The organism is Helicobacter pylori, from assembly GCF_006440215.1.
Lineage (GTDB): Bacteria > Campylobacterota > Campylobacteria > Campylobacterales > Helicobacteraceae > Helicobacter > Helicobacter pylori_CS.
Window position 1 is genome coordinate 1 of the sequence record NZ_VEZH01000025.1, and the last position, 11,474, is coordinate 11,474.

Annotated in this window: 7 protein-coding genes and 3 pseudogenes; 2 read left to right on the top strand and 8 right to left on the bottom strand. The window is 38.0% G+C overall.

The window, feature by feature from the left end:
- Positions 1-344, bottom strand: a pseudogene (locus FIM44_RS08875) (DUF3519 domain-containing protein); the annotation flags it as partial.
- Here FIM44_RS08875 and FIM44_RS08880 point away from each other — a divergent pair.
- The gene (locus tag FIM44_RS08880) at positions 331-531 is read left to right on the top strand and encodes a hypothetical protein (protein WP_140579702.1); all 201 of its coding nucleotides are present in this window, start codon (positions 331-333) and stop codon (positions 529-531) included. The pseudogene FIM44_RS08875 and the gene FIM44_RS08880 sit on opposite strands and share 14 nt — an antisense overlap.
- 229 nt (positions 532-760) lie before the next feature.
- Here FIM44_RS08880 and hofD read toward each other — a convergent pair whose 3' ends face one another.
- Positions 761-2,158, bottom strand: coding sequence for an outer membrane beta-barrel protein HofD (hofD, locus tag FIM44_RS08165; protein ID WP_194148725.1), 1,398 nt, complete (start codon positions 2,156-2,158; stop codon positions 761-763).
- 71 nt (positions 2,159-2,229) lie between these two features.
- Positions 2,230-3,816, bottom strand: a complete 1,587-nt coding sequence (locus FIM44_RS08170; RefSeq protein WP_140579706.1) for an outer membrane family protein — start codon at positions 3,814-3,816, stop codon at positions 2,230-2,232.
- 283 nt (positions 3,817-4,099) lie between these two features.
- Here FIM44_RS08170 and FIM44_RS08175 point away from each other — a divergent pair, with 283 nt between their 5' ends.
- Positions 4,100-5,044, top strand: a complete 945-nt coding sequence (locus tag FIM44_RS08175) for a catalase family peroxidase (protein WP_140579708.1) — start codon at positions 4,100-4,102, stop codon at positions 5,042-5,044.
- A 233-nt stretch (positions 5,045-5,277) separates the two neighbouring features.
- On the opposite strand, the pseudogene FIM44_RS08180 reads toward FIM44_RS08175, so the two are convergent.
- The 5 genes and pseudogenes from FIM44_RS08180 to FIM44_RS08200 all read right to left on the bottom strand — a co-directional run bounded on the left by FIM44_RS08180 (position 5,278) and on the right by FIM44_RS08200 (position 11,375).
- Positions 5,278-6,030, bottom strand: a pseudogene (locus FIM44_RS08180) (restriction endonuclease).
- A pseudogene (dcm, locus tag FIM44_RS08935) lies at positions 6,023-7,079 on the bottom strand (DNA (cytosine-5-)-methyltransferase). Before dcm ends, FIM44_RS08180 begins: the two co-directional pseudogenes overlap by 8 nt.
- Positions 7,080-7,084: 5 nt before the next feature.
- The gene (typA, locus tag FIM44_RS08190) at positions 7,085-8,884 is read right to left on the bottom strand and encodes a translational GTPase TypA (RefSeq protein WP_000790226.1); all 1,800 of its coding nucleotides are present in this window, start codon (positions 8,882-8,884) and stop codon (positions 7,085-7,087) included.
- Positions 8,885-8,929: 45 nt separating this feature from the next.
- Positions 8,930-9,772 (bottom strand): glycosyltransferase family 9 protein, encoded by an 843-nt coding sequence (locus tag FIM44_RS08195; RefSeq protein ID WP_140579710.1) that lies wholly within the window; start codon positions 9,770-9,772, stop codon positions 8,930-8,932.
- Positions 9,738-11,375, bottom strand: a complete 1,638-nt coding sequence (locus FIM44_RS08200; RefSeq protein WP_140579712.1) for a class I SAM-dependent methyltransferase — start codon at positions 11,373-11,375, stop codon at positions 9,738-9,740. Before FIM44_RS08200 ends, FIM44_RS08195 begins: the two co-directional genes overlap by 35 nt.
- Positions 11,376-11,474 lie beyond the last annotated feature (99 nt).

Sequence of the window (11,474 nt, forward strand, 5' to 3'; positions counted from 1 at the left end):
TTGTTTTTGTGCAGAAATTCAACCATTTCAGGGTTTAGGTTATTAGTTCCAAAAGTGATCGCATCTCTCCCGCTTGTAGGGATTTCTGCGTTATTTAATAGCTCTTTGATTTGCTCGTTAGTGAGTTTTTCATTAGAAAAATCGCGCGCTTTCTCTTTGATTTCATCGCTGGCTTGTTTGACGCCGTTATTAAGCTCTTCAATGATTTTAAGCGTGTTGTTGCTAAAGTGGGATTTTTGTGCGCTCAGTTCTAAATTCTTACTAAATTCGCTTATGCTGTGGCTTCTCTCAAGCGCTCTTTTAATGTGATACTTTAAGGCCGCTCCTGCGGTGGCTTCGTTCAAGGCTTTGGGTAATTTAATCCCTAAAATGCGATCAGGAGCGTTGCGGTATAAAGTCCCTAGCGTGAATTTAGTCCATTGGTATTTTAACGCTCCGCTTAAAGTGGTCGCTAAACCTTGGCTTAAGTTCTTGGTGGTGGATGGCTTTAGGCTCTCGGCGATCTTAGCATCGTTTTTAAAAAGCTTATGAAAACCGCTCGCTATGTCAATGTATTCTTTAGCCTTAGGCGTGGTAAAAACTTCATCTTTAAACTCGTTTAGCTTGTTGAAGAAATGCGTAGGTGTGGTGTTTTGTTCTAGTATATTAAATATTGAATAATAAAGTTAAATAAGGCTTTTTGAGTGTTAATATTTGATTGGAGCAGAGCCTTTCAATATTTTAAAAAGGCCAATCAAAAATATCCATCAAGGATAAAAGGCTAGTAAATCCTAAAACCATAAGTGATGTTAAACATGATATGGCTTCGGTCAGAATACACGTTGTGCGTTAAAGGCTGCGTGCCAGGCCCGTTAGGATCAACTGGAACATACATGCCACAATACCCAATACAATAGCCTTTTTTGGTGATATTGCCATAATATTCTAGTTTCAAATCCATTCTAATATTATACCTATTAGAAAAATAGCTCAAAAAGAGCGCGAGACTCCTTTCATCAGCCCTTGGGCTATCCGTCCAACGGCCTAAAATTTTCCAACTAAACCCTCTATATTGTGAACCTACATACAAAAACCCATTGATAACATCAGCGCCAACAATATTGTTAATTTCTGCGTCATAAATACTATTCGTCCAAATGTTATACCCCAAAGGATCCCCATAAATACCTATATCGCCATTAGCATTACCGATATTTTTATAGACACTGCCCCCAAATTGCCACTTATTATAGTAAAAACGGGTGCGGAAAAAATAAGTTTGCCCGCTCTTGCCTAACGGCACTTGTTGGAAGAGGATAATATCATTTTGATTAGCCGGAGTGGCAAAAATGGGGAAAAACCCCACGAAAGTGCCTACAAAACGAAAGCCCTTATTGTTGAAATTAGGGTTGGTGTCATAAGTGATATTAATGCCTGGTGCATACATTCTTTGAAAAATCGCATAAAAATAAGGGTTGATTTTTAGATTGTCTTTTTCGTATTTCAAATCAGCTACCATTAGAGCCTTACCGCTTGTATAGTAACGCCCAAAATACCAAAACCAGTCGCTTGACGCTGAAGCCCTAGCGTCTGAATACATCACTCTGAATCTGGTGTCTTTGTATTTGACAAAGCCTTCAACCCCTTGAGTGTAAGAAGTGAACCAATCATACTCTTCAGCATCATAGCGCCCCCCTTTCACGCCAAAACTGAATTTGTCTTTTTTGTAGTTGTAGCTCAAAAAAGCGTTATGCACCATGGCTAAACGAGGTTTTTGCACATTTAAACCGCTATGTCCCGCATACCAACCAATATATTGCCAAAAGATACCCGCCCCAAAAGGATCGGTCCTAGAGCCGGGCTGGCCGTTAGGGATATTGTTGCCTTGATAGGCGGTAGAGTCATAGGGGAGCGCTGCCATCATCGCCCCCACTTCCGCTCTCAAACCCTTGTATAAACCCATACTCAAATTCAATTCACCGAGTAAAGAAGTGTAGCTACCTGTAGGATAAATGTCTTTAGAAGGCTGGTATCTTTGGTTGTTAAAGCCAAACTTGGTATAGCTGCTCACCTTTCCAACAATGCTCATGTTGAATTTATAAGCTTGAAGTTTGGATAAAAAAAGACTAAAAAAAAGCAAAAAAAATAGAGAGTAAGAAAAATATTTCTTAACTTCCAAAACCCTAACTCCCAAAGATATTAAAATAAAAATATAAAAAAGGCATATCTAAGAGATATAGGGAAACTCTCTTAGAAACTATAACTAATGTGTGTCATCAAATGACTTCTGTCTTGAGTGATGCTTTTTGCGATACCACCCATGTTTTGAGGACCTTGCGCGAACGCAGAAGATTCAAACAAACCATTATTCAAGTTAAGCGGCTGACCGTTTGGCCCAAGGAAACCGGTTCCAGGGTTGTAACCCGCACGGATTTGGAACTCTAACCATACGAGTTTGAGACCCGCTTTAACATGCTTGCTGAACTGATAGTCTAGATACATACCGATACCATATTCCAAAGCCCTTGGTGCGGTGGTGAAGCGCTGATAAACGCTCCAACTGAACTTACCATGCTTACCCCCACCTTTAACATACTCGGTGAACGCATCAGCATCGGTAATGTTGTCAATCCCCGCAAACCCTAAGCTGTAGATGCCACCGACCCATTGTTCGATACCATCAAGAGCCACAGGGTTACCCCAAGTACCTAAGTTCATGTTAGGGTTACCAATGTTGAGATAAGCACCACCAACCACAAAGTAGTTGTTAATGTCTATATGGTGGTGCAAATAGAGTGTCGCACCACCAGGACCTTGCAAGCCACGCCACTTACCATTATCCAAGAACGGATCCCAAGTGTTATAACGAGCGGGCGCGTAACGACCGTATTCAGCGTTATTCCAACGATAGTCATACAACGCATAGAAAGTCGTTTTGTTTCTAATGCCTATCCCTCTGAACTCAGGATTGGTATCATACTCTACTTTAACACCGGGCAATGTGCCTACTTGCGGGATAAGATACACATAAGGGTGGATCAATAAATTCTTTGTAGGGCGATAAATAATACCGGCTTTATGAATACCCCAAGGCTTTTCACGATAGATAGGGAACAACCACTGGCCGTCAGCGATACCACGACCCCAAGAGCTAAAGAGCAAGAACTTCATCTTATTCGTGAGCTTGAAAGTCCCATAAAACCCTTGGAACAATTGGTAAATCCAATCCATTTGCTCCTGCTCCGTAACATCAAAGCGCCCCATTACCATATGGACTCTGTCGCTGTCATAGGTCAAATTCGCTTTATAAACTTCATAGCGCCTTGAATGCCCAGGCAAGTAGGCGTTAGCCGGATAGTAGTTAGGGAACAAGCCGTTCCACTCACCCATATACATATAACCAATACCTCTAGGGTCAATAATACCACCTGGTCCTTGCTGTTCCCACATTTTAGTGGCGTTCATACAAAGGCTCAAAGAATCAGTGCCGCAAGAAGTTTTATCCCAATAGCTTGGGGGGGTAAAATCCTTTGCCCACCTATCATACCTAGTGTTATCATAAACTTGTCCGCCCAAAACACCGCCTACATTCACGGTCCATCCCCTACCTAAATGCACAGACCCCTCTAGCTTACCCGTAAGGTTAACAAAAGTTTCTGTGGGATAGATACCTTTAACAGGGTTAATAGGCGAACGGTTAAAACCCACTTTGGAGAAGTTGATAAAATCCCCATGCACTTCATAAGTAACCGCCCCTAATGAACCCGTAGTGAACAATAGTGGCAAGGTAAAACGCTTTAGCAATGTAGCTACAACTTTTCGTTTCTTTAATTTCATTCCTCTTCCTTACTTTACCTGAGAATAGATAAATTACTCTGTAGAAATAATTGTAGCATAAAAGAATATAGAATTAGTTTAAAATCAAGCTAATTTTTCTTAAAAATCACAAAATTTAAAACGCAAGTTTATCCTTAGCTTGCTAATGAGCATGCAAATGGATAGGATAATCTTTTAAGATCCTAATAAGGTATCAAAAAAAGGCTTTTTAAAGGCTTAATAGGGAATTTACTGATACAATTAAAGGCATTGTTTTATATAGAAAATAATAATAAGGAAAAAAATGAAAAAAATTGGTTTGAGCTTGTGTTTGGTTTTGAGTTTGGGTTTTTTAAAAGCCCATGAAGTGAGCGCTGAAGAGATTGCGGATATTTTCTATAAACTCAACGCCAAAGAGCCTAAAATGAAAATCAACCACACCAAGGGGTTTTGCGCTAAAGGCGTGTTCTTTCCTAATTTGCAAGCAAGAGAGGATTTAGATGTGCCATTACTCAATGAAAAAGAAATCCCTGCGTCTGTAAGGTATTCTTTAGGGGGCGTGGCGATGGACGATAAAAGCAAAGTTAGGGGAATGGCGTTAAAATTAGAAAACCAAAACGCTAGCTGGACAATGGTGATGCTCAATACAGAAATCAATTTTGCCAAAAACCCTAACGAATTCGCTCAATTTTTTGAGATGAGGATTCCTAAAAATGGCAAGGTGGATGAAGCAAGAATCAAAAAGCTTTATGAAGAAGTCCCCTCTTATAGGAATTTTGCCGCTTACACCAAAACGATAGGGATTAGCTCAAGCGTGGCTAACACGCCTTATTATAGCGTTCATGCGTTCAAGTTTAAAGACAAGAAAGAAAAATTATTGCCTGCGAGATGGAAGTTTGTGCCTAAAGACGGCATCAAGTATCTTAACCCTCAAGAATTAAAGCAAAAAGATTCAAATTATCTGCTTTCTTCATTCCAACAACACCTTAAAACTAATCCCATAGAATACCAAATGTATCTGGTGTTCGCGAATAAAAATGATGCCACCAACGACACGACCGCGCTTTGGAAAGGCAAACACAAGGAATTGTTGGTAGGGACATTGAAAGTTGAAAAATACGAAGGAATGGGTTGCAATAAAGATGTGTATTTCCCAGCCGATCTCCCTAAAGGCGTAGAAGCCCCTACTGATCCCTTATTCCAAATCAGGAATGAAGTTTATGGGATCACTTTTAATAGAAGGCAATAAAAAGGCTAAGGCAAATCAAAATATAAGTTGGTTGAAGAAATGCGTTTTTATGGGTTTGGGGGAGTGGGATTTTTGTTTAAAGCGTTTAAGCGCGCCCACTAAAACACTTCCTCTCTTATTTGAGGCACACACACTCACGCTAGATGTTTGGCAAAAAATAACTAACATTCAATCCACCTACCACCTTTTTAATACTCTTATCTTGTATTTTATTTAGGCTGTATTATGGGTTTTTATGAAAGCGGCTTATTAGGTATTTCTGTAATTTTGTAATCAAAAAAGTTTTGCGAAATATTAAAAACGCTCTGCCCTTCCATTTGTTGGCGGGTTATCCAATTCAAATCATTGTCTTTGATTTTAGAAATTTCTACGCACGCCACTTGCCCGTTAAACAGATCAAAATGCACCACAATAGTAGAAATTTTATCCGTTATCAAACGCCTTTTAGCCTCTAAAACTTTATGTTCTTTAATATCATTGATCCCTTGAAACCCGCTTTGAACTTCTAGCAATAAATGATTGTCCAACAAAAAATCGGCTTTAGGACTTCTTTTAAAGCTTTCTATGCTCTCAAAATTATCACCACCAAAAAATTTGATGGTTTCTTTTTGCGTATTAAAAAGACAAGCGATAAAATCCTTAAAAAACTCCGCTACTAAAAACCCACGCATCCACGAAAAACAAACTTCTTCAGGTCTTCTGCCTTGATTATTCAGCTTATAAATAATATGAGTGTCCACTATCTTTGAAAACACTCGCTCTATGGAGTTTTTAAAAAAGCATTCCAATTCATACTCATTATATTTAAAACAATAAATACTATTGATAGTGCTAAAAATTTCAATAAGCCTTTTTTTGAGCGCGTTTAAATCATTGAAATCAACGCAAGGTTGTATGTCTTTAGCGCCTAAAAATTCCTTAAACGCATTTTAAGAATTAAAACCCAATAAATTTCTATAACCTTTAAAATCGTTATTATCAAACATTTTTACCCCTTAAAAAATCAAAAACCGCCTGTGCGAGTGCTACGCTCAATAAAGGCGGCACGGCATTGCCAATTTGCAATCTTTTAGTGCTAGAGCTCCCACAGAATTTATAATTATCAGGAAAGCTTTGCAATCTTGCCCCCTCTCTAATGCTTAACGCTCTAGAGTCTCTTGGATGGATACACCTAGAACTGCTTGGAGTAGAAAAATTTCTTGTAATGGTGGGGGCTGGTTTTTCCCACCACATTTTGGCATAGGTATTAGTATAACCACTTTTGGGGCGTAAACTTTCTGGCAAATCATCTTTACTCTGTCCGTCTTTTAGCGTTTGCATGATTTTTATCAGTTTTTCATTATTTTTAGGACTGCTATGCTCGCTTAATTCTTTAGAATTTCGCACAAATTCCAAAAAAACATTATCCGCATTTTTAAGATAACCTAAAGCATCACCATTTTCACCGCTTTGAATGGGTGGTAAATCCCCTAAAAGCGTCTTTCAGAGAAAAATGCGTTTTTATGGGTTTAGGGAAGTGGAATTTTTGTTTAAAGCTTTTAAGCACACCCACTAAAATCACTCGCTCTCTTATTTGAGGCACACCATAATCTAGGGCGTTTAAAATGGCATGCTCTAAAATATAACCTCTCTCTTTAAAAGCGTTACAAATTTGTTTGAATAATTGCCCTCTTTGCATAGACATTAAACCCACCACATTTTCAAAAACAAATATTTTTGGTTTCACTAGATCTAAAAGCCGCAAATATTCTTTAAACAGATTCGCTTTTTCATCCATTTTTCTTTTGCCAAGCGTAGAATAGCTCTGACATGGTGGTCCGCCTAGCAGAATGTCAATTGGAACGCATGGCAAGTTGTGGCAATGAAGTTGCATAATATCGCATAAAATGGTTTGTGCCTCTTTATGATTGGCTTGATAGCTTAAAATGGCGTCCTTGTCTATATCGTTAGCCCATATCAATTCAAAATGGGGGTGTGCAGAAAAGCCATAGCTCAATCCTCCAGCACCACAAAAAATATCTGCTACTTTATACAAATTACCTATTTTTTCGCCCTTTTCCTCATGTTGGGGTCTAAAATCTTTTTCCTGATCCTTAAATTCAAGGGGGTAACTTCTAAAATCTCATCTTCTTCAATCCATTCTAGCGCTCTTTCTAACACCATCGTTCTAGGTGGGGTGAGTTTGATCGCATCATCGCTCCCGCTCGCTCTCATGTTGGTTAAATGCTTGGATTTAATGGGATTGACATCTAAATCATTATCCCTGCTGTGCTCGCCAATGACCATGCCCACATAAACCTTAGTTTGGGGGTTGATAAAAAGCGTGCCTCTTTCTTGGATATTGAAAAGGGAAAAAGCGGTCGCTTCGCCATTTTCCATGCTAATTAGCGCCCCATTTTTGCGCGATTCCACGCTCCCGCTAAAAGGGCGGAATTCCAAAAAGCTATGATTCATCACGCCTTCGCCCTTAGTGTCGGTTAAAAACTCGCTCCTATAGCCGATAAGCCCTCTTGCAGGGATTTCAAATTCTAATCTTGTATAGCCGTCGCTCATGGGATTCATCGCTTTCATCTCGGCTTTTCTTTTGCCTAATCTCTCAATGATAGCCCCGCTAAAATCTTGGGGCGTGTCAATCACTAAATGCTCAAAAGGCTCGCATTTAACGCCATTTTCTTCTTTAATGATGACTTCAGGGCGTGAAATGCTAAACTCAAACCCTTCACGGCGTAAATTTTCAGCTAAAATAGTGATTTGCAATTCCCCACGCCCGCTCACTTTAAACTTGCCTTCGCCCATTTCTTCGCATTTCATAGCGATATTGGTTTGCATTTCTTTTAAGAGCCTGTCTTTCAATTTATTCGCAGTAACATGCTTTCCTTCTAACCCGGCTAAGGGTGAATCATTGACAGCAAAATACACGCTCATCGTAGGCTCTTCTAAATGCATGGGATCTAAAGGCATGGGGTTAGTAGGATCAACGACGCTATCGCCCACATCCATTGCGTTAAAGCCGGCAATCGCTACAATATCGCCCGCATAAGCGTTTTCAATCTCAGTCCTAGCCAATCCTAAAAAGCCTATAAGCTTAGTGATACGGCCATTTTCTTTACTCCCATCGCTTTTCATCAACAGCACGCTTTCATTCTTTTTAACCGAACCGTTAAACACTCTAGCGATACCGATTTTGCCTACATAATTGTCATAATCAAGCGTAAAAATTTGCATTTGCAAAGGCTCATCAACGCTCCCACTAGGGCTTGGCACATGCTCTAAAATCGTTTCAAACAAAGGCTCTAAATTTTTCTTTTCATCGTCTAAACTTTTCATCGCATAGCCATCTCTAGCGGCAGCATACACCACAGGGAAATCCAATTGTTTATCGCTAGCCCCCATCGCTACGAACAAGTCAAAAACTTCATCCACCACTCTATCTGGTTCAGCGGCAGGCTTATCAATTTTATTCACCACCACAATCGGGCAAATCCCAAAACTCAAAGCCTTTTTAACCACGAATTTAGTTTGAGGCATAACCCCTTCTTGAGCGTCCACTAAAAGCAACACCCCATCCACCATTTTTAAAACGCGCTCCACTTCGCCCCCAAAATCAGCATGCCCGGGAGTGTCAATGATATTGATTTTAGTGTCTTTGTAATAAATAGCGGTGTTTTTAGACAGGATAGTAATGCCTCTTTCTCTTTCCAAATCATTGCTATCCATCACCCTTTCATCCACTTTTTCCCTCTCACTAAATGTGCCAGATTGAGAAAGTAAGCCATCTACTAAAGTGGTTTTCCCATGATCAACATGCGCGATTACAGCTATATTTCTAATATTTTTCATAAATGTCCTAACAAGCAAAATTGAAATTAGAAGTATAACACAATATTATAATAGCCCCAAATGGCGGAATTTTTTGGCTAAATCCTGTTCTATGAAATGGCTTTTATGGGCTTTTAGAAAATTTTCATTCTTAGGCGGCATGAAATCGTCATTATCCCTATAAAAAAAGATAAAATAATTTTTCTTTAAATAGTAAGCCAAATGGATCAAAAACGAATCCCCCCCTATATACAAATCGCTTTCTAAAATCAGGTTTTTAACTTCTTCTAAACTGGTTTTAGCGCGATAGTGAGTAACTTCATCTTTTAAAAAAGCGTATCGTTCTTCAAAATCCAAAAGCGTAACACAAAAGGGTTTTAAAAGTTTTAAAATGATTTTTAAATGCTCTAAAGGGATACTTCGCTCTATTGATCTTGTGAAAGGGTTGATCAAAATCTTTTTGGGGTTTTTTACACTCATGGGATATAAAGGGTTATCAAAAACATGCCCATAAATTTGAGAAAACAACTCCTGGCGGTTTTGATAAACGTTTTTAATTTCTTTATTTGGAGTGGTTATGGAAACAAATTTGGCTAAAAGAAAACTTCTAAAATCTTGTTTTTCTAAAATCAAATGTTTGATTTTGTGCTTCTTAAGCACTTTCAACAACCATAAAAAATCCTTCATCGCCAAAAAAACGCCTTGTTTTTTAAGGTCATAAAAAGCGGGGACATTTTCAAAAAGAGGAATGATTTCAAAATGTTTTTCGCATTCTAAAAGCTTGGCGATTTTTAAAGTCAAACGAGTGCCTAGGATTTTAAGGGGCTGTTGCTGTTTGAAAGCGATTTCTTTTAAAAGGCTAAGCGTGATGAGATTATCCCCTAAAGCCAAAAGACAAGCAACATGCATGATTTTTCCTGATGGTGAAATGTTTAGGGTCTTTTTTTTCTATCCCTAAATTTTTTAAATAAAATTTTTCATCAAAACTATTGTTGATAAATTGCGCAAATAGGGGCAAACATTCCAAATCTTTTCTTAAGATTTTATGCGTTTTAAAAAGCGATTCAAAAATAAATTGCATTAAATCGCTGTTTAATAATTCTTTTAGTGCATTAGCGTTGATAGGGAAATTTTCTTTTAAAACAAACATGTTCGCGCTGTTTAAAAAAAGGCGTTGCTCATTATCATAAAAAAAGACAAGCTTTGAAGAAATGAATTTATACACGATTTTTTCTCTAGCCTGATAAAGACTTAAGGGAGCGACTTGCTGGCAGTCTTTCAAATCAGCGTTAATGAATTGGCTAGGGGCTTTTAATCTGTCTTTTAAAATATCTGAACCCCTAAAAATAGGAATGGTATTTTTTTCTTGTTTGGAGTGTAATTTTTCTTTATTGTTGCCTGTAACAATCCCTAAAGCAAAATGAGCGTTATTTTTTAAAGTGATATGGGGAAGGGAAAAAAGGTGGTCTAAAATTTTATTTTCTTTGCTAGAGCAATGGATATTAAAAATCTTTTTAGGGTTGTTTAAAAAAGAAGAAGGCGAGCGTTTGAACTTGCTATTTTGATAAAAACATGAGATTTTTTGATCCTTGTTAGGGGTTTTTTTAAGCACCAAACCCACAGCCCTAGTCATTAGATTTTTAAAGGGTTTGTCAAAATCAATCAGGCTTCTAATGTGAAACTTTAAAGCCATTTCTCGCATTTTGCTAAACGCATCAATATTCAAACAACTTTCTGGTAATAATAGCCCCAGATGAGCGTTTTCTTTTAAACAATTCAAACTCGCTATAAAAAAGAGAGACGCGCTATCTAGGCTTTGAGAGAGGTTGAATTGCTGTTTGAAATTTTCTTTTTGGTTTTGATTGTATTTCTTACCCCATGGCGGGTTAGTGAAAATGCAATCAAATTGTGGGGTGTGTTTTAAATTTAAAAAATCTTTTTGCATAATATTAGGGCAGTCTAAATGATAACGCTCTTTAATACGCTTTTTAGTCAAAGCGACAGCAAAAGCGTCCGTATCATAGCCATAAATATTTTCAACCTTAAAACCCAGTTTTAAAGCATGCATGATAAAATTCCCACTCCCCACAGCCGGATCGCAAAAAACCGCTTGAGAGGCATCAAAATCTTTAGGGAGAATGAAAAGTTGTTCTACTATTTTATTAGGAGTGTAGTAAATGCCTTCTAAATTTTTGGTGGTGTTAGAAAGCTCTTCTTCATAATAAGAACCCAACTTTTCCAAATCAGAGCTATTTTCTAATATTTCTAGGTATTTTAAAATCAATTCTTGATGGTTATGCGTGCCTTTTAAGGATTTGTTAGTGTATTTGTTGAGCTTGTTTTTCCCTAAATGGTTGCGGCAAAAATCTAAAAAAGAGCTTGTTTTCACATAAATTTTATGATCAATCTCTAGTTTCTCTAAAAGATTGGTTTTGATCCAGTTATGCACGCTGCTATGAGAAATATTGATTAGGCGAGCGATTTCTTCAACAGAAAGAGCGTTTGAAGGCATTTACCCCCCTAAAAACTATAAACATAACTCACATTGAACATGACAAGGCGTTTAAAAAACAAAGAGGTGTTTAACCCTTTGCCATGCGTTTCATAAAAA

What these genes read in the sequence shown, in the direction of transcription:
- FIM44_RS08170 (WP_140579706.1), bottom strand. Translation starts at nt 3,816, where the DNA reads ATGAAATTAAAGAAACGAAAAGTTGTAGCTACATTGCTAAAGCGTTTT.
- FIM44_RS08175 (WP_140579708.1), top strand. Translation starts at nt 4,100, where the DNA reads ATGAAAAAAATTGGTTTGAGCTTGTGTTTGGTTTTGAGTTTGGGTTTT.
- typA (WP_000790226.1), bottom strand. Translation starts at nt 8,884, where the DNA reads ATGAAAAATATTAGAAATATAGCTGTAATCGCGCATGTTGATCATGGG.
- FIM44_RS08195 (WP_140579710.1), bottom strand. Translation starts at nt 9,772, where the DNA reads ATGCATGTTGCTTGTCTTTTGGCTTTAGGGGATAATCTCATCACGCTT.
- FIM44_RS08200 (WP_140579712.1), bottom strand. Translation starts at nt 11,375, where the DNA reads ATGCCTTCAAACGCTCTTTCTGTTGAAGAAATCGCTCGCCTAATCAAT.